General features: G+C 31.5%; 13 protein-coding genes and 8 pseudogenes. 17 read left to right on the top strand and 4 right to left on the bottom strand.

The features are described 5' to 3' along the window. Positions 1–343 precede the first annotated feature (343 nt). The 5 genes from MKX66_RS28150 (at position 344) to MKX66_RS28130 (ending at position 4,074) form a co-directional block, all read left to right on the top strand. The gene (locus tag MKX66_RS28150; RefSeq protein WP_000394776.1) at positions 344–499 is read left to right on the top strand and encodes a hypothetical protein; all 156 of its coding nucleotides are present in this window, start codon (positions 344–346) and stop codon (positions 497–499) included. Positions 500–1,169: 670 nt separating this feature from the next. After that, positions 1,170–1,601, top strand: coding sequence for a hypothetical protein (locus tag MKX66_RS28145; protein WP_341087757.1), 432 nt, complete (start codon positions 1,170–1,172; stop codon positions 1,599–1,601). A 221-nt stretch (positions 1,602–1,822) separates the two neighbouring features. Beyond that, entirely contained in the window at positions 1,823–3,055 is a 1,233-nt protein-coding gene (locus tag MKX66_RS28140; protein ID WP_341087756.1) for a WXG100 family type VII secretion target, read from the top strand. Between the two features lie 14 nt (positions 3,056–3,069). Next, entirely contained in the window at positions 3,070–3,522 is a 453-nt protein-coding gene (locus MKX66_RS28135) for an SMI1/KNR4 family protein (protein WP_341087754.1), read from the top strand. 252 nt (positions 3,523–3,774) lie between these two features. Continuing rightward, a complete protein-coding gene (locus MKX66_RS28130) occupies positions 3,775–4,074 on the top strand; it encodes an ArsR/SmtB family transcription factor (protein ID WP_002167233.1) in 300 nt (99 codons plus the stop codon). 852 nt (positions 4,075–4,926) lie between these two features. On the opposite strand, the gene MKX66_RS28125 is transcribed toward MKX66_RS28130, so the two are convergent. Continuing rightward, on the bottom strand, positions 4,927–5,481 hold the full coding sequence (locus MKX66_RS28125; protein WP_341087751.1) for a helix-turn-helix domain-containing protein: 555 nt from the start codon (positions 5,479–5,481) through the stop codon (positions 4,927–4,929). A 197-nt stretch (positions 5,482–5,678) separates the two neighbouring features. On the opposite strand from MKX66_RS28125, the pseudogene MKX66_RS28120 reads away from it, so the two are divergent. The 6 genes and pseudogenes from MKX66_RS28120 to MKX66_RS28095 form a co-directional block, all read left to right on the top strand. After that, positions 5,679–6,354 (top strand): annotated as a pseudogene (locus MKX66_RS28120) (D-serine ammonia-lyase); the annotation flags it as partial. Positions 6,355–6,408: 54 nt separating this feature from the next. Beyond that, the gene (locus tag MKX66_RS28115) at positions 6,409–6,915 is read left to right on the top strand and encodes a DUF3902 family protein (RefSeq protein ID WP_326997573.1); all 507 of its coding nucleotides are present in this window, start codon (positions 6,409–6,411) and stop codon (positions 6,913–6,915) included. Between the two features lie 73 nt (positions 6,916–6,988). Beyond that, positions 6,989–7,810 carry a peptidoglycan-N-acetylglucosamine deacetylase gene (locus MKX66_RS28110; protein WP_326997572.1) on the top strand — a complete coding sequence of 274 codons (822 nt, stop codon included), beginning with the start codon at positions 6,989–6,991 and terminating at the stop codon, positions 7,808–7,810. Between the two features lie 419 nt (positions 7,811–8,229). Beyond that, a complete protein-coding gene (locus MKX66_RS28105; protein WP_341087748.1) occupies positions 8,230–9,939 on the top strand; it encodes a methyl-accepting chemotaxis protein in 1,710 nt (569 codons plus the stop codon). Positions 9,940–10,366: 427 nt separating this feature from the next. Continuing rightward, positions 10,367–10,621, top strand: coding sequence for a SunI/YnzG family protein (locus MKX66_RS28100; protein WP_326997570.1), 255 nt, complete (start codon positions 10,367–10,369; stop codon positions 10,619–10,621). 694 nt (positions 10,622–11,315) lie between these two features. Further along, the gene (locus MKX66_RS28095) at positions 11,316–11,975 is read left to right on the top strand and encodes a CatB-related O-acetyltransferase (protein ID WP_326997569.1); all 660 of its coding nucleotides are present in this window, start codon (positions 11,316–11,318) and stop codon (positions 11,973–11,975) included. Positions 11,976–12,376: 401 nt separating this feature from the next. Here MKX66_RS28095 and MKX66_RS28090 read toward each other — a convergent pair. After that, positions 12,377–13,126, bottom strand: a pseudogene (locus MKX66_RS28090) (FtsW/RodA/SpoVE family cell cycle protein); the annotation flags it as partial. Between MKX66_RS28090 and MKX66_RS28085 the strand changes: the two are divergent. From MKX66_RS28085 to MKX66_RS28075, 3 pseudogenes are all read left to right on the top strand, one after another. Beyond that, a pseudogene (locus tag MKX66_RS28085) lies at positions 13,120–13,731 on the top strand (magnesium transporter); the annotation flags it as partial. The pseudogenes MKX66_RS28090 and MKX66_RS28085 overlap by 7 nt on opposite strands. 160 nt (positions 13,732–13,891) lie before the next feature. Continuing rightward, positions 13,892–14,924 (top strand): annotated as a pseudogene (locus MKX66_RS28080) (phosphodiester glycosidase family protein). Further along, positions 14,914–15,092 (top strand): annotated as a pseudogene (locus tag MKX66_RS28075) (YxeA family protein); the annotation flags it as partial. The pseudogenes MKX66_RS28080 and MKX66_RS28075, both read left to right, overlap by 11 nt. Before the next feature lie 193 nt (positions 15,093–15,285). Here MKX66_RS28075 and MKX66_RS28070 read toward each other — a convergent pair. Both MKX66_RS28070 and MKX66_RS28065 read right to left on the bottom strand, forming a co-directional pair. Then, positions 15,286–15,490 (bottom strand): annotated as a pseudogene (locus MKX66_RS28070) (tyrosine recombinase XerS); the annotation flags it as partial. A gap of 187 nt (positions 15,491–15,677) precedes the next feature. Next, the gene (locus MKX66_RS28065) at positions 15,678–16,235 is read right to left on the bottom strand and encodes a histidine phosphatase family protein (RefSeq protein ID WP_341087746.1); all 558 of its coding nucleotides are present in this window, start codon (positions 16,233–16,235) and stop codon (positions 15,678–15,680) included. Between the two features lie 867 nt (positions 16,236–17,102). Here MKX66_RS28065 and MKX66_RS28060 point away from each other — a divergent pair. The 3 genes and pseudogenes from MKX66_RS28060 to MKX66_RS28050 form a co-directional block, all read left to right on the top strand. Further along, positions 17,103–18,509 carry a hypothetical protein gene (locus MKX66_RS28060; protein WP_341087744.1) on the top strand — a complete coding sequence of 469 codons (1,407 nt, stop codon included), beginning with the start codon at positions 17,103–17,105 and terminating at the stop codon, positions 18,507–18,509. A 389-nt stretch (positions 18,510–18,898) separates the two neighbouring features. After that, positions 18,899–19,153 (top strand): annotated as a pseudogene (locus MKX66_RS28055) (zinc ribbon domain-containing protein); the annotation flags it as partial. A 27-nt stretch (positions 19,154–19,180) separates the two neighbouring features. Continuing rightward, positions 19,181–19,483: pseudogene (locus MKX66_RS28050) on the top strand (hypothetical protein); the annotation flags it as partial. Between the last annotated feature and the right edge of the window lie 313 nt (positions 19,484–19,796).

Genomic DNA, 19,796 nt, shown 5'->3' with positions numbered 1-19,796 from the left:
TGGTAGACCTATGAGTATGCTAGAGAGTTTGGGCAGACATACATCGCGGAATACATTAAAAAGCATACAAGCTTTATTTGAAATTTATATTCTCAAAAAATAGCGTATGAAACTAAGGTTAATTATGAAGAATTCAAGAAATATAGTATACATATTTTGATTATAGTAAACTATAATCTTATAAAACTCCTAAACTAAAAAATTATGAACAGACTGACATTGGACAAATTTTCTATTTTAGAGAGTAGAAGTATGGTAAAATAGAAGTATAACTGTATATCGTGTGAAGGTGGGCTTGTTATTATCCCTTCTTTCCATTTGGAAGGAAAGGGGGTGATATAACATGGAATTTTTGTTTGAACTTTTAAAAGAAATTGCAAGAGCAGTTGTGCGTGAGGTTTCAGCATACGCACTGAAAAAGCAATTCGAAAAAAAAGACAACAAAAAACCCTCGCTTCACCGACCAAAGTACAAGCGTGGGTCTAAAAGAAAAAGATAATGCATAATAACAGCCACCTTGACAGTAGCAGTTATGAGACGGGATGTTGACAGCATCTCGTCTTTTTTAGTTTATGCAATTCAGTTAAGTACTATACTTTAAATATATATTGGATATGCATTCAATATATATTTAATCTACAGTAAACATACCATATTTTTATTTTTCGGTCAACGTTTGGCAATATGAGGGGCTAAATAAAGATGTTTATACTGTGATTCATAATGCAAGTGATATATATAAATAACATTAATTTTTATAGTGAAGGGTTCACTTGTCCTAAAAACAAGCAAACCCACTTTCCTTTATACATTTTACAACGATGAATTTATTTATATCTTTGTGCAAATTGCTCCGTATTAGAATCAACTAATTTTGTACGCCCAGAATCAGAATAAACTTTAATTTTGTATTTAATATAAACATTGTATGCATCTTGATCCTGCCATTTTTAGGTTTTTTACTACTTTAACTAACATATAGCGTCTAGTTTCTGATTTAAATGCGATTAGGAATAGTTTTTTCTATTTAGTAAATAATAATATTAAAAATTATTTTTAAAGAAAGGGGTTCCACATGAGCTTATATGAAATAGGACGTGATATAGAGCGTCTTAATCATCGAATTAATAAGTTAGAGAGAGAAGGTCAAAATGATTGTGGATGTAGTGATGAGGAAGAAGAAGTTTTTTAATTTCTTTCAAAATAAAGACGGAATTCTATTTAAATCTACACCACTTACAGAATCACATTTCTTAATAACAGTCATAACTAGATCTGGTACAGAAGTTGGCAATGGGTTTGTTCCCAAGAAAACCAGCTCACTTGTTGAAAAAGATGGATTGAAGGTATTGACAATCATACATCCTACTGACGGACCGTTTGTTCCTTCTGATCACTATACCCTTGCTTATGCAGGACTGGGCTTTGGAAGAGGCTCGTGTAGAAATAGAAATGGATTGAAGTGTGGAGGGAAAATAGATTTAGATAGGGATTGTGTTGATTTTGAATCCTATGATAATTGGTGCTCTAACAAATGTCCATTTTTACATTTTTGTCCTGGTGAATGGGCTTGGTTTAGAGACACTGAAGGAAAATGTTGAATAGAGTTGAGCTAGCCTTTATTTTAGCCCTCCAGAGAGTCATATAAAACAAGAAGTTACTGTACAAGCTAGGTGTAGAAAGACATAAAAGCCCTTCAATTTTTAGAAGGGCTTTTATTTTGTCGCTTTCACTTTTAGGAACGGATATTTTCAAATGATAACCATTCATGAAATAATGATATGTTATAATTTTCATAATATAAATGCAAAGAAGGGATGGAATGAGCACACAAATAAAGGTAACACCGGAACAATTAGAACAAGCTGCTAAAACCGTAAGAAATACGAGATCATCATTAAAATATATACATAGAGATTTATACAATCAAACCGAGTATATAGCCTCTCAGTGGAACGGAGCAAGCAGTGATCGTTTCTATCAGATGTTTAATGAAGCAAAGCCAATGATGTTTAACATTCTGCAAGAATTAGATAAAATCGCAGTAGAATTAGAACGTGCAGCTGTTAAATTCCGAGAAGCGGATGAATTGTATGGCGGAAATTTAGTTGACTCTGATATTCAAGAAGGAGCCATGTGTGGAAAACTCCCTCCAAAATCAGAAGATTCATTTTTGAATAAAAAGGATTTAAATGCTGCGTGGACTGGTATTTCTACTGGTTTTATAGATGGTGTTGTAGATGCATGGGAAGGATTCGTAGCTTTAGGAGATAAAGAAACCTGGTTAAATATGCGAGATGCGATTGTAAACTATAGGGAGACTATTCCTGCTGCATGGAATACTGTATCAGATACATTTATGAATAATTTTTGGAATGGAGATCTAGAAAGCAGAGAACATTATGCAGCTTACGCAGTCACTACGCTACTCACAGGCTTTGTTGGTAGCAAAGGTCTAGATAAAGTAGGACAAGCAAGTAAGGTAGCTGCTATTACAGGGTTTACTAAAGGGAAATCACTTATAATTAATTCTCCGGCATACAGAAATGCATTACACATATTAAATAACTATGAATTTAAAGCTGGTAATCATCTTTCATATGCAGGTGTCGGTAGTACACAACAATATTTACAGAAAGCAGCTACGTATACTTATGAGGGTGCGAATGGACCAAAAACGATTCGTTTGCGGAAAGGAGACTTAGCAGGAGATAAGCACCCTGTTACAGGTATTCCGTATGATGCTGAAGGATTTCCTATTTTTGAATCAAAAGGCGAGGTAATATTAAAAGAGGCAGATTTCAAAAAGTCTAGAACAACACAGTCTAGAAAGTGTAGTAAGGTATTATATGAACAAATAATGAAAAATCCTGAATTAGCTTTAAAATTTACGGATGAAGAAATTCAATTATTTAAAATAGGAAAAACTCCCGAGCATTATACATGGCATCATCATCAAGACACTGGAAGGATGCAACTTGTAGATTATCAGACTCATCATGATACTGGTCATACAGGTGGATATAAAATTTGGGGAAAAGATAGCGATAAATAGGGAGGTACTTAGCCATGAGTCACATTACATGGATTAATGTAAATGAAAAAAGAGTAACAGATGACCAAATTAAAAAATTAGAACAATACTTAAATATTAAACTTCCTAATGATTTTATTGAGTGTGTACAAAAATATGATGGTGGATATCCAACGCCAGATACATTTAATATTCCAGATCAAGATGAAAATTCATTTAATAATCTTTTAACCTTAGATTCTGATAGAAAATATTCAATTCTAGAAACATATAATAATACGAAAGATAGATTACCTGACAAAATATATCCTTTTGCTAGAGATCCATTCGGCAATCTTCTATGCTTTGATTATCGAAACAACACTGATTCACCAAGAATTGTATTCTGGGATCATGAGGAAGAAAACATAGAGGAAGCGATATATCCTGTTTGCTCAACATTTACAGAATTGCTTGCTAGTCTACGTGATTTCGAAGAAGAAGATTGATGGCACTAGTATTTTTATACTGCATAATTCATTAATTCAAAGCTACAAAGAGATAAAATTTCTTTGTAGCTTTTTTAATTACTAAATACATCTAAAAAACTTCACGACAAATACATATTAACTTCGCACATAGCACAAGTTGAAATTATATAATTAACTTATATTTTAACGCACAAAGAATTTTAATATAATAATATTAGGAATATACATAAAAAATTCGAATAAAATATAAATTGAATGCGAGGTTGTATTATGAACAAATTTAATAATGATAATGTACAAGGTTTAGTTTCTGAAGAAAACGTTGAACTATTAAAAGTTATGGCTCATCCAATACGTCTACAAATTGTTAGTGAATTGGTTAAGAGCAAGAAATTAAATGTAACACAATTAACTAATATTTTGGATATTCCACAATCAACAGTATCGCAACATTTATCCAAAATGAAAGGGAAAGCACTGAAAGCTGAAAGAAAAGGGTTAGAGATATACTATCATATTCAAAACTCCAAAGCTGATAAAATCATACAAATACTAGGTCATGCTAATTAAATTGAAAAAATAGGTGGATGTATACCCAAACACGGATTACAATTCACCTGTTTTTTATTTTATAAAAACATAAAAACGTTATAGTATAACTTCTATAATTATAGTCCTTGTTCTACGTATTAAAGGTTTTAAAGCGTATGTTATAGAATTTAAGTCTTTTAAAAATGAAAGAATGAGCTTACTTTATAGTGTGAAATGCTGAATTATCAACGGAGACAGTTTATTTAGTATTCATTTTCTTGTCTGAAAAGTATCCAGTTTCATATCTTTTTACATCTGATGTACAAGGACATGAAAGTAGGAACTTATTTTATAGTGTAAAATGCTGAATTATCTACAGATACATTTCATTTAGTACCCATTTTCTTGTCCATATATCGAGACAAGAAAATGGGTATTTTTTCAAACGGAGACACCAAAGTGGATACTTTCTAATTTTATATATTTGTGATGATGGACACGTTATATAGACATCTATTCGATTCGGTGTAACAATTATAATTACTTATATACATAAGTGTCAATGAATAACATTAACTAAAATGTATAATATTTACATAAAAAATAAATATAAATTAATTTTGTTTACTAAAATTTAATAATGTATTGATGTATACTTAATTATAATAAATATATATTAATCTTCAAGTGGAACTAATGGAGAAAAATACTGGTCATTAAAAAATAATTTAAGTATGTAATTAGAATGGTCGCTCTCACTACTCTTAATCGTTTAGATTTTAATCTCATATAATTATGAGACTAGTTTTTTACTTTTTTAAAAATATAGTTATGTATACAAAAAAAGTTAGAGAATTATTTTCTCTAACTTTTTTGTGCTATTATTTAAAATTAAAAAGATGGTGGGGTTACTCCAAATATAACAGTGACTTTGTGTAAAGAAGTGTTTTCCCATTTATGTTTTGCATATGGTGGTATTTTAACACTATCACCTGGATTGAGAAGTAAAACCTCATCATTTAGATATAGTTTTACTTGTCCTTCCATAATAAATGCTATTTCTTCCCCTTTATGTGCCACAGGCTCCATAGATGAAGCGGTTTGAGGTAGCAGATTCATTAAAGCCAATTCCAGTGATCCATCTAAATTAGGAGATAATAACTCATACGAAACATTACCGCTTTCAGGGAAAGTCATTTTTTTTCTTTGATCCGCTCTTACAACTAATTCTTCTGTATTGGTATCTTCCAAGAAAAAATTAAATAAAGGAATATTTAATGCCACAGAAATTAATTTTAGTGTTTGTAATGATGGATTCGTGATCCCTTTCTCAATCTGACTTAACATGGAAGGTGTTATATCAGCTAATTCAGCTAAACGTTTACTAGTTAATCCTGCACCTTTTCTAAATCCCATAATTTTTTGACCAACATTAATATTGTTCATATACATAATCCCCTTTAAATGAGTGAAATTTATTAAATTAAAATTAATTTTATTTACTTATACTTAATACCTTGTTAATATATACTTAATTATAATAAATTATGATTAATTTTCAAACATTTATATCGTTGTAAGAATATTAAATAAGACGTGAAGTGATTGAAATGGATTGATTATATTTACAAGGGGGTTTATGACTGAGTGAGATTGCAAATGAAACAAAAGAGAATTTGAGAAAGAAGTATCCATTGTTTCAAAAATTAATTGAAACCGAGGAAGTTTTTTTGCTTAACCCAAGTAAGAAGAATTTTGAATATTTCATTCAAAATAGTACTTTAACTAAAGCTGATGTTATAGATGCAGAAGATCGATTAAAACGATTTGCTCCATAATAATGCAAAAATTTTTCCTGAAACACAAGAAGCCAGTGGCTTTATTGAATCGCCACTAGTAAATATTAATTCCATGAAACAATATCTGCAAAGATAATATAAAGAAGAAATACCAGGACAATTATTACTAAAATGTGATAGTCATCTTCCCATTTCAAGATCTATTAAAGCAAGAGGCGGAGTACATGAGGTATTAAAATAGGCCAAAGATTTAGCTTTGAAACATCATTTATTAACTAAACAAGATGATTATTCCATATTAGATAGTGACAGGTTTAGAACATTCTTTTCAAATTATTCAATTGCAGTAGGTTCGACCAGAAATTTAGGGTTAAGCATTGGAATTATGAGTGTAAAGTTAGGATTCAATGTAACTGTCCATATGTCAACTGATGCGAAAACGTGGAAAAAGAATCTACTTAGAAGTAAAGGGATTACTGTTATTGAATATACAACAGACTATAGTAAAGCGGTAAAAAAAGAAGAATCCAAGCTAATAATGTATTCTTAAGTTTTTAAAGGATGTGAAATGAACATGAAACCAGTTTTAAAAAATATAATTATTTCCCTTGTTTTTTCAATAGTAGGGGTGTGTTGGGCGCTGTTTGACATCTTTATGTTAGATGCAGACTGGCTATTGATTTGGATAGGTGTATTAATGGCATATCTATCGTTGTATATTGTGATAGGTCTATATAGCAGAAAAACGTACGACTCAAAATTGACTAAAGTGCTTCTAAAAACAATAATTACAACCTTTAGTTTTGGAGCATTAGGAATATCATTCGGAGTTGTACACGAGATATTAGGACCATTGAGTCTTACTTTAATGACATGGTATTGGTTTATAATGCTATTTTTATATTTAATACCCATAATATTATTAGTGATTTTAGTATTGGTAAATAGTAAAAATCATAATTTCCCTGGGGTATATAGTATACTTATACTTCTAAATATACTTCTTACGTTATGGCCGTTATTATGGCCGTTATTTATTAATTTTATGGGATCTGCTATGAATGCAAGTGCAGGATGGTAGTAGCATTTAAATAGTATAAAAGTAGATAATCCAACATGAAATCAGTTAATAAATTAGAAAGAAGAATTATAGAATGAGAATTAAGCTTAAGAAAAAGCGAATTATAAGTGTATTATTTGCCATTATATTAGTATCAATAGGTTATTACATGTTTCAATCTATTACGAACCCTAAGCTGGTAAATGCGAAAGAGGTAAACAGTGTTCTACAAGTGAGCAGTCTACCTAATAATGAATTAAAAAAATCGATACCTAGTCGTTTTGATGGTAAAGAAAGAAAAGTTGTATATTTAACTTTTGATGATGGACCAGGAAAATATACAGCTAACCTATTAGATGTATTAAATAAAAATAATGTAAAAGCAACATTCTTTTTAATTGGTGATAATGTGAAAAGGTTCCCAGATTTAGTGAAACGAGAGCATGTAGAGAACCATTATGTTGGCATGCATAGCATGACACATGATTTTAAAAAGTTATACACCAATAAGGAATATGTTAAGGAAATGAAAGAGGATCAATCTTTAATTAGAAATGTTATTGGAAACTCACCGAAATTAACACGCCCACCATATGGATCAATGCCTGGCTTAAATGAATTACTTCGAAATGAAGTGGTCGTGAATAATTTAAAAGTTTGGGATTGGACAATTGATTCTTTAGATTGGAAATACAATAAATTACCCGTTGATGTAGCAGCCGCAAAAACTGTTCAAAATGTATTAGCAGGTGCGACGTCTTCAAAAGAAATTGTTTTAATGCATGATATTCATCCACAATCTGTCGCGGCAGTTCCAGCAATTATAAAAGGATTAAAAGAAAAAGGTTATGAATTTGAAGCTTATGATGAGAATAATCATTTTCCAATAAACTTCTGGCATGATAACCGGATATAAAAAAGAATATGTATTAATTATAGAATGGAATAAATGATATAGGGTTTAAATATATGTAAGAGCGTGTTTAGTTAATAAATGAAAACACGCTCTTTTAACTGGCTATTTTTTTATTAATTTAATTTAAGTATAGGCTTTTTTATTTAAATACTTTGAGGTTTATGTCACTGCACAGTGATAGGAGGGGAGATTAACTTACACCATGCAAATAGTAGTTAAATTCAGATTTAACTACTACATTATCACTACAGAAATTGATTAAACCTAAAACATGTATCAATTCTAAAATAAATAGTTACGTTATTTTAGAAAAGCTTTTACGGATTTTCCAATGGATATAAATAATTAAATGTCGCATTTTGTCGTTTATTTTTATATAATTATCATTTAATCAATATATAACAATGAGGGGGATTTAATTGTCGTTTTTAAAAAACAGTAAAATTGGCACAACATTAAACGTATTGGTAGTTATAGCAAGTGTCGCTTGTATAATATTATCTATACTAGGATTTTGGGGTCTTAAAAAAGGTGAGTATGCTTCTACTACTATGTATGAAGATAGTTTATTACCAATTCAGTGGATAGGAGCAATAGAGTCTAATTATTATCTTATCAATATGAATGTAAAGGAAACTATTCTATCAAAAGATGAAAAAAGAATAAAAGAGCTTTTGACAGAAATAGATGTAGCTCGTACAGAAACTGATCAGTTATTAAAGAAGTTTGAGACTAGAGTTAGTTCTAATAAAGAAAAAGAATTGTATACAACATTTTATACAACATTTAAAGAATTAAGAACACAACTGAAGAAAGTACAAGATTTGGGACAATCTAATAATGAAGAAGCATATGCTTATTACCTAAAAGAGGTTGATCCTAATATGAAAAAGTCAATTCAGGCAATTCGTGAACTTATCCAATTTAATAATAATAATGCAGATCAATTACAAAAAAATAATACTGACAGTGCAACAAATACCATGATGCTGTTTATTAGTATCTCCATTATAGCAATTGCAATCGTTATTTTTATTGGCTATATCATTAAAAGTGCTATTAAACAACCAATTGTATTATTACAAAGAGATATGGAGCGGGTATCAGCAGGCGATTTAACGATACGTACTTCTTATAAATCAAATAATGAATTGGGAAGTATTGTACAGTCTTTTAATAGTATGTTGGATAACTTACAACAATTAATTGGAGAAGTGAAAATCACAACACAAGAGGTTATTTCTTCTACCGATGGTATGTTGCAAGATACAAAACGAGCATCTAATATATCAAGTGAGGTTGTTCAAACTATTTCCGAGGTAGATAAAAAAATAGAAGGACAAGTTACTAGTATTCAAGAAAGTTCATCATCAATGGAAGAAATTGCGACTGGAGTTCAAACAGTAGCTGAATCTTCAGCAACGGTTACAGAAGTGGCTGTCACAACAACAGAACAAGTCAATTTTGGTAGTGAAGTGATAAAACAATCTATACTTCAAATGATTAGTATTCATGAGGTTGTTGAAGAAACATCCAAAGTAATAGATAGGCTTGTTACACGTACGCAGGAAATTGATAAAGCTCTGTATGCTATCACTAATATTGCTGAACAAACAAACCTTCTTGCCTTAAATGCCTCAATTGAAGCTGCACGTGCTGGAGAAAATGGGAAAGGATTTGCAGTGGTGGCGGCAGAAGTGGGCGATTTAGCTGAGAAGTCTAAAAAATCCGCGAGTGAAATCAATAATTTAATACAATTAATTCAAAGAGATACAAAAGATACAGTTGATGCAATGCAAAAAGGCCAACAAAAAGCTTCGGAAGGAAAAGAAACTGCTAATAAAGCAGATCAAGTATTCTCGTCTATTATGGTGGCTATTAATAAAATCACTAGCCAAATTCAAGAAGTATCTGCAGCGACAGAAGAAATGTCTGCCGGTACAGAAGAAGTCAATGCCTCTATGTCGAGTGTTTCTGAAACTGCAACGCAAGTAGCTAAGGAAACAACTCAAACTGTACAGTCAATCCAATCACAAGCAGCATCAATTGAAGAGATATCGAATCAATCTAACAAAATAAAAGAAAAAGTAGAAGCATTGTCAGCATTAGTTTCTAAATTTATTATTTAGGAAAAAGGAAAAGAGAAATAATAAATATCGAATATTATGATATAAGATTTTAAAAAAAGACTATTGTAACTTTTATAAAATACAATGGTCTTTTTTATTTTCATTGAGCAGATGTGTCAAAAAATCCCACACTATTGTCTACAAAGATTTTGTTTTCATCAATTTATGCCTTATTTGATTCGCTAATAGAATAGCAGCTTTTTTTCAATTAATTACTGTTAAATTGAAAAGAAACGAAATTGATTAATAGTAGTCAAATCGTTTTTAATATAGTGTATTTTTATGAAAATAAGGAGTTTGTACATGTAATTTTGCATACATAAGCACAAATTCTTAAAATCCTTATATAATGATAGATGGTTTTATTTAAAATAATTTAGGTAATTGGTTAATTATTTATCTGAAATTAATAAAGGATTGATATAAAATGTCAAGAATTAGCATAACAAAGTCCCAAGATAGTATAATGATTGCATGGCAATCAGCAGAGATTACCATCCCTTTAAAAGATATAATTACTATATCTACGAATGACGTTCCTCATAATAAGCTCGATCATGTTGTTTATATTGGAACTCCATATTCCTCGAAGAATAGAATACTAGTACATACTACAAACTTAAACTTCATTATATTTGTTGTTAATCCATCTATAATCTTAGAAGAAATTAATATTGAGTAATACAGTTCTAATAAGAAGTGTAGAACGGCATATAAGTCTAAAATAAAATCTCATTAACAAACGTTGATAAATAGACAGTAAATAAATTTTGTACTTTCTTCTCGAAATAGTTTAGAGATTCATGTCGTTTGTAAAAAGTCATGAAAGTAGGAACTGATTTTAAAGTGTAAAATGCTGAATTATCTACAGATACATTTCATTTAGTACCCATTTTCTTGTCCATATATCGAGACAAGAAAATGGGTACTTTGTAAAAATAGCAAATACTAATTAAATGTGAAGTTAAAATTCAATTCTACATAAATAACAAAAGATATTCATAAATGCTCTATTTTCCTGTCTAAAAATTATCGATTTTCGAGCTTGCGACAAGAGACCCTAAACTACTTAACCAATAATAATGTAATGTTCATGAAATATATAGATTTCAAAAGAAATTTATGTTCTAGATATGAATAATTTTCAGATCACAAACAAACATTATATACATTGTATAAACCATTTGATCCTATAAAAAGAAAGAAGATACAAAAAATTGACTAATGTAATTTGTTTTGTTATCCTCTTATTATTATACACGAAAGGCTTGAGAATGATGATTCGTCGTTTGAAAAAATTAAAAAATGTGGCTGTCGTATTAAGCTTCTAAGTAAATTGCAAAAATCTACAATACTTAGAAGCGAGGAATATAGTTATGAGGCATCCATTATTTAATCATTGGTCTGAAACAAAGTATTTAAAAGATATAGTAACAAATCCACTTATTGAAGTAGGAGAGTACTCCTATTATTCAGGATATTATGGACATCAAAATTTTGAAGATGGTTGTGTAAGATATTTGTGGGGAGATGTTAAGTCTCGAGCGCTTTTCAATCCAATTGAACAAATGGGTTGGCATCTTGATAAACTCATAATCGGAAATTATGTTTGTATTGCAACTGGAGTTGTCATATTAATGGGGGGTAATCATAACCACCACTCAGAATGGGTTACAGTTTATCCATTCGTTGAGCAAATAGAACAATCATTTGAACCGAAGGGTGATACAGTCATAAAAAGTGATGCTTGGATTGGTATGAATGCTATAATCATGCCTGGTGTTACAATTGGCGAAGGTGCAATTATTGCAGCTGGATCTGTAGTTTCTAAAGATGTTCCACCATATACAATAGTTGGGGGTAATCCCGCTAAAGAAATAAAAAAACGGTTCACTGATACAGAAATTAATATGTTAATGGAAATGCGTTGGTTTGATTGGAATAGAGAATTAGTTGAGAGGGCAATTCCTCTTTTATCTAGTCCATCTATAGAGCAGTTATACAATTTCTATAAAAGTGAAGTGAAAAATAAATAAATTAGTAAAAAAACTACATTCTATATAGAATGTAGTTTTTTATAGGTATTTAAATCATCATATAACATCTAATGGTTTAATCATTTGAACACTTCTGTATAGTTAGTCCAGTAACAAAATTGAAAAATTAATTTTGTTACACCTTTTAAAGAGCCTCCCTTTATAAAAAATTACCCATTTTCTTGTCTAAAAAGAATCCATTTTCATGTCTTTGTACATGTACAACAAGATAGGAGGGGAGTTTAACTTTCACAATCCAAGTGTTCGTTAAATTCTCATTTAACGAACAGATAGATAGAAGGGGGATATAATACTAATATGATATACGTACACATGTTTACAAATTGGCAAGTGATTTGGATAGAGACTCCAAGACTTATGAAATCGCATTTATGCAATGATTATATATTATAATTATCAAACTTAATTTTATTGAAAATTGATATATTAAGCAATATTCCTATTGCTATTAAATTGACCATTAAAGAACTTCCACCAAAACTAACAAATGGAAATGGGGTACCAGTAAGAGGAAATAGTCCCGTAATACCACCTAAATTTACAATGGATTGCATACCAATCATACATCCTATACCAATTGCTATAAAACTTCCGAATGGATCTACACATAGTTGTGCAATTTTTAAGGAACGAAGAACGATAGTCAAAACCCCTGCCAATATAATAAATACACCAATAAACCCTAGTTCTTCAGAAACTATTGCCATTATAAAATCAGTATGTGGTTCTGGAAGATAACCGGTTTTTTGAATGCTATTTCCGAGTCCACGTCCAGTAATTCCTCCAGAGCCAATGGCAATAAAAGAATTTACAAGCTGATATCCTTTTCCTTGCGCATCAACAAAGGGATTGAGAATTGTAGTAATACGTGTCTTTTGAACTTCTGACAAACTAAATTGAATTAAAAAGTATAAAAAAGGTAACCAAAAAATAGAACCGATTATAATTCTTTTAATTAATAGATTTACATTTATTCCAGAGCAAAGAAATATGCTAAAACCTAAACCTAATATTAAAAGTGCAGATCCTAAGTTTGGCTGTTTATAGATTAGGAAAAAAATTGCAGCTAAAAAAAATAAAAGTTTTCCGCTACCACTCCAAATATTTTTAGCTTGTTCTAGTCGTAATGAATGTTATGGAAGCAGAAGCTACAGAAGATATCCAAAAGTTAGGCGGAAGTGAACCGTTAAATCAATCTTACTTTGAATCTAGTATTTGGAGCATTTTCTTAAAACGTCTACCATGGTTATTGCTTCTTTTTGTTGCTGAAGCATATACAGGTACAGTACTAAAGTATTTTGAAGACGAAATTGAAACAGTAGTTGCCTTAGCTTTCTTTGTACCGTTATTAGTAGGTACTGGAGGAAATACAGGAACACAGGTTGTAGCAACAATTACTCGTGCAATCGGTATTGGAGAGGTGAAATTTAAAGACATTTTCCGTGTAATGAAAAAGGAATTTGCAATTGGCATGCTTCTCGGACTTGCACTTGGGGTGGCTGGGCTCACTCGTGCTTATATGTTAGGAGTTGGAACAGAAGTTGCACAAGTTGTAGCAATCACTTTATTATTTATTGTTATTTGGGCCTCTCTTGTTGCAGCTGTTTTACCTTTGATTCTGAGAAAATTAAAATTAGATCCTGCAGTCGTTTCTGGTCCATTTATTACAACATTTGTTGACGGAACAGGATTAGTAATTTATTTCATGGTTGCAAAAACGTTATTAAATTTGTAAATATACACTGAAATAAATACGAAATGTAGAATAAGTATTTTGCTTTGCTTGCCAAGACATAGTGGGGAACTCGGGAATGAGGGAAACAAACACTTTTGTCTTTAGGAAAATAATATCTTAAAGGATTCATTGAATGTAATTAATGCCGGAGGAGAAACCTATGAAACATCTAAGAAAAATCTTCAAACGAATTTTGCTTCTTTTTTCTATTTTCATGCTTATTGGCATAGGAATATTATTTGGTACTAACTATGGCCGAGATCTTCGTGTAACAATTGCTGGAAGTATACTAACTTCTCAGCATCCACAATATGCGAAATATACATTCCTATCCCAAAAGGAACTAGATAAACTGCAAGATAGAATTAATCATCCAAAATGGTCAAATAGTGATGAGGCTATTTATAAAAAAATAGTAGGAAAAAGATTAGAAGAATTAAAAAATCAGCCATTAGAAATTGATGTAGAAACAATTAAAAGTAATAAAGATAGTCGTTTTCTTTTTGAAGGAAAGTTAATTACCATTAGCAATCCCTTCAATGTTAAACTTGTTAGCCATCAAGGAACACAAGGAGCTAACAGGGGAGAAAAAATTAGTGTAATGGCAAAACGTAATCATGCACTTGTTGCTGTGAATGCAAGTGGATTTGCTGATGAAACAGGAAGGGGAGGAGGAAATGTTGCAACTGGAATAGTAATAGAAAATGGGGAAGCTATTGATACGAATATGGATAGAAATACCCCTACAATTATTACAGGTTTAACAAAGTTTGGACAAATGATAACTGGAAATTATTCTACCCAACAACTCTTAGATAATTATGCCACAGTTAATTGTAAATGAAGAAAAAATGATCACAGAAGGAGACGGTGGTTGGGGTTCTGCTCCGCGAAGTATTATGGCCCAAAAAGAGGACGGCACAATAATGTTTCTAGTGATAGACGGTAGGCAGACACATAGCATAGGAGCTACGTTAAAAGAGTGTCAAGATATTCTATATGAAAAAGGAGCAATAAATGCAATGGCAATGGATGGAGGATCTTCGGCTACTCTATATTTAGGAGGAAGGGTTATAAATTCACCTTCTACATTATCTCATGAAGACCGCTATTTACCGAATGCTTGGGTGGTAACAGCAAATCCGAAACAAAAAATAAGAATGACAATTGATGGGGAAAAACTACACATATAAATTAGTAGGCTATGATAAGGAAGGTAAAGAAAAGGAATTAGAATTTTTCGCCCCAAAGAACCTTCGTAAAGACGCTTTTCTTCTCGTATATTATTCTGAAGGAAAAGGAGTAAAATCTTGGGAAGAAGTAAAAAAGATGAATTACCTGTGAAAGTGAAAGAAAAATAGACTGCTGATCATCCAAGTGCTTTATAAATTCCTATTAGTGTAGGAATCTATAAATTTTAACTATGTCTCTAATCAAGATCGTGTTTTATATATCGAATAATGTAGAATTCAAATTGTTAATTTCTTTATAATAAAATATATATTTAACTAGGGTAAAAAGAATAAGAGTCCGCAATGTGTAATTGCTAAACTCTTATTCTTTATTTTTTCCTATTCTTCTTAAACTATCTTTAATAGTTGTTTCCCAAAGTTGATTGTATAATAACGCTGTATCTTGACTGGTATGTCTAAGTTACTGCATCACTTGTAATGAGTCTCTTTCTTCCAGATATAATTTATTTACAAATGTATGTCTTAATTTATAAGGATGCATTATTTTCATATACCTTAGTATATTTTGTGCTATATATCATAAAAACTTACTACCTTTAATGTGTTTTTTAATATTATCTCGAATCTTGGTTTTTACGTTATTTAATTTATTTGTAAGATAATTCGATTTACTAAAAAATGTATGCGAAAAAGCACTTATACTACTAGCTTTCAAAATTTAAAAGGTATAGCATGAGATTATTTGAAATTTAATCATTTCTCATTCCACAATCGTTTAATTGAGATCTCTCCATTAATAGAATTTATTTCATAAACATCTGGATTTGTAATTAAACTTCCTTTGTCAAAATCAAAATTTTTATCGAGTTCATTAAACAAGAGCATCATTGTAAAACGATGTGTAATTAAAAATATATTTTGATGATTACTATTCTTCAGCTCTTCCATTAGGCTGTTCACACGAGATAACACTTCACCATTAGATTCACCATTTGGAAATTTATGTTCCATATCTTTAAAATGGTTCTTAAGAACTCCCCATAAATCATTACCTTGATAATCGCCTATATTACGCTCTTCCAAACGCTTATCTGTGCAAAACGTTTGGTCTGTTCGTGCAGTTAAAATTGCTGTAGTTTCGCTAGCACGTAAGAACGGACTGCTAATTATAATATCATCTTCAAATTTCGTGAAATCCGATAAAAATTCAGCCAATCTTTCAGCTTGCACTTTTCCTCTTTCGTTTAATGGAGAAACATGGTCATTAGAATCTGACTCTCCGTGTCTAATAATATAAAATTTTGGTGTCATATTTTTGCTCCTTTACAGACTCACTATGGTAATTTGGATTTGAACCTGATGATTGCCCAGAAAGTATAAGAGAACTTCAAAGAAAACCCAGGAAATAATAAAAGATAGAACCCTTTGTTAATGAAAAAAGCACGATTACTACGATTTTTTGCTCCATTATTGCTAATGGGGATTGGGCCCAAATATGTTCGCGATTCAACTAAAGGCATGATCACAAAATCTATTCTTCCCAATAGATCCATTTTTATAGAATAAAAAAATATTATCTGGATTATTTTGGTTTTTAATCAATTTCTTCTAAAGGGCTTTGGGTGTTATCAAATGTTAACAGATGTTGTTTTTTATTATTTCATGTAAAGTACCTTACATCGGGTTCACTTATAAGAAATATTAGTAAGTATTAATGAAAGTATGAAATGTACTTATATATCAAGTTTATTTTGGTAGGTAATTCGACGGAGGGTTACTTGGCTGCAATGGCGGCTCTCATAATCATTACTCGTACATTCCAGCGATTTGTGCGGACCCACCAGTTATCGATGTGATTTGTCTATACGGCGGCTATATCGATACAAAGCCGGTGGGCCCCCATCTCCTATAGCTTAACAATGGAAAGGACATGCCTTCGTAGTGTGGCCGAGAGCTTAGAAGTCTTTCGAATGGACTCCAAGCTCTCGGTATGCACTTTATACTACAATAGTCTAGTATAATAGTTATATTAATTTATACGAATGTTAGCTTACTTGATTTTTTTGGTATAAATAGAGAACAAACGTCAAAATATAATAGCTGTGATTAGATAATTAATCACAAACTACGTTCAATATGTATTAATGTAAAAACTAAAGATCTTATGGAGGTAAAATGATGAAAGTATCAAGTTTTTCAGAGAATTCACAACCACCTGACACAGATTTGGCTTCAAGTATGCCAGATATCAGCAATCTTTCTCAATGTATCGATGATGTTAAAAAAGCTGCATTTGACAGTGATACCGGTCCAAGTGATATAAAGGACTATAATGAGTTACGAGGAAAATTGGAAGCTTGTCGGGATAAGTTGCCCTCACTTTATCAAAAAGCCGTATTTGAACCGTTTATGCAAACACTAAATCATATTGGGCAAGATGGATTTAATAAAATCCTTTTACGAAATGATGGTACATCCCAAGTGATGTTCGATATTATTCAAGCGATATTGCAGTATGGGGAAGGGTATAACAAAAAGGCAACACGCGCTTTTCAGGAGGTAGTTAGTGATATCTATGATGGCTTTCTAAGTAATGAAGATCGTACAGGAGTAAAACGACCAGATAAAAGCGTTATTCCTCCACTTGTAAAATGGGGAAATCCAGAATCTGGCCCGTATACTATTCCGGTTGATGGCACTTCTCAAACCTTTGGTTTGCAGACAGGGATAGTGAATCTTCCTCCCGTTAATGCTAGACGGGGTGTTTTAGCATGGGGTGCACTAGGCCATGAAACAGGTGGACACGATATTCTACATGCTGATACTGGATTGCTTAAAGAACTTTCCACGAGTGTTTTCAATGAGCTGAACAATCAGAATTTGAATGATGGATTGCCAGAATATTGGGCATCAAGAATTGATGAAACAGCATCAGATGTTTTAGGGATACTTAATATGGGACCTGCAGCTGGCATAGGCTTAATCGGATATTTTAGGGGTCTTCGTGCCGCTTTCCAAGGAAAACCTGAATTAAGTAATGAGGGACCCACTAACGATCCACATCCAGCTGATATTTTACGGGGCTATTTAGCTGCATCTACAGTAAATTTACTTAGTTTTGACGGTGCAAAAAATTGGGCGGATGTTATAGCATCCGAGACAGATAAAGACCTTAAAAAAATTATTCTCGATGGAACTCAAGTAAGTGCGGAGGATGCTCGAAAATCTGCAGAAATTGTTGCATCTGTCATTGCGCAATCGAGACTACAAGTACTAGGCGGCCATGCACTAAGTGAGATTCAAAATTGGAAAAATACGGATGAAACGATTGTTCAGCAACTGCGCTCAAATTTATCAGTCGTAAACCCATTGCCTAATAACTTTGAATCAAGCGTGTTTGCTACTCATGTTGTTGCTGCCTCTGTTGTTGAGGCATTATCTAGCAATGGTAATCTTCCAGTTATATTTGATAGGATGTTAAGTATGTTAAATATTTTGCATGATGCGAATCCTTCATGGGGGCCTTTACATATTACGCTTCCAGGAAACATATGTCTACGTCAAGCTTACAGAAATTTCATTTAAAGTATTAAGAATAAAATAGAAGAATTTAGAAGTACTTTTGTGTAAATAAAAATAATTTATTTTTAGCAAATATCACTAATGATCTATCATGTTTAGAGGGATAAAAAGTAGAAGATCCACATGGTGAAACAAGACGTTTCTTAGTTTGCGTTAATGACTTGGAGGATATTTCTCTCTATTCTAAACATTGTTGTTACCTTTAAATAAAGTTTGATCAAATTAATACTAAATACCACTGATAAACAATTATAGAAAAGAGCGTGTTTTGAAAAAAGCTAATCAAAACACGCTCTTAATATTTTCAGTTTGTTTATTCTTTTATAAAAAAGTTTAATCATTTCCTATTTATATTTCCCAACTATTGAACTCTTTTTTTAATAAATCTACATGTCATTGTCGTATCGAAAACATTTGCTTCCAGCCAACTATGTTCTTGTTGTGGGTATCAAAATAAAGACGTTAAAAATCTAAACCTACGTAAATGGGTTTGCCCTTCATGTCAAACACATCATGATAGAGATATTAACGCAAGTATCAATCTAAAGCATGAAGCGATAAGGCTTCTAACCGCAAGGACTGCGGAGATAGCGCCTAATCAATTAGAGTTCGATAGAACTCTTTACTTAGGAATCCCCCACTTCTAAACGAAGAGAAAGTGGGGGGAGTTCAAAGATATTCCTCATGTATTTGCTGACGATAATAACCCAGACGTGAATGAAGTATTTAAAGATGTACAGTCCAATGACGGAGCAATAAAAAATTATATAGATGGCCAGTTATACAATCGTATTGTAAATGCTTTTGAACCAGTTATATTCTTAATTAAAGCAGTGTCCTATCCGATAGCATCCGTTGTAGCGTTATGCGGTGAGCTGTTCATTATGGTTGGTAGCCAGGAACGGGGTTTTTCTCTTATTTCAAGGGCAGGGATCGGCTATATAGTTGTTCAAATGATTCCATTGTTTATGCGATGAGTGATTCGTGCTTTTAAAAAAGTATTTTCTGAGAGTTATAAATCGCTAATAATTATTTTGATACCTGCATTCCTATTTGTTGATTATAATAATCTAATATTTATTGATTATATTTATTTTACGGCAGTTATAGTAGCGTATGTATCTTTTTTGTTCTCCGTAGTAATGACTTGTGTAACATTACGATATGAAGAACAAAAGAAAGCACATTTAGAACGAATAAGAAAGAGTGCTTTCAGAATGAAAAAAAGAAAGAGCACTTCTTGAGGAAAGATAAATATATACGGAATTGAAGAATATGTATTTTTTTACT

Origin of the sequence: Bacillus sp. FSL R9-9530, from assembly GCF_038008145.1 — a bacterium.
GTDB classification, from domain to species: Bacteria; Bacillota; Bacilli; order Bacillales; family Bacillaceae_G; genus Bacillus_A; species Bacillus_A mycoides.
The sequence above is the reverse complement of the archived record's forward strand: the minus strand, read 5'-3'. Positions and strand labels throughout refer to the sequence as shown.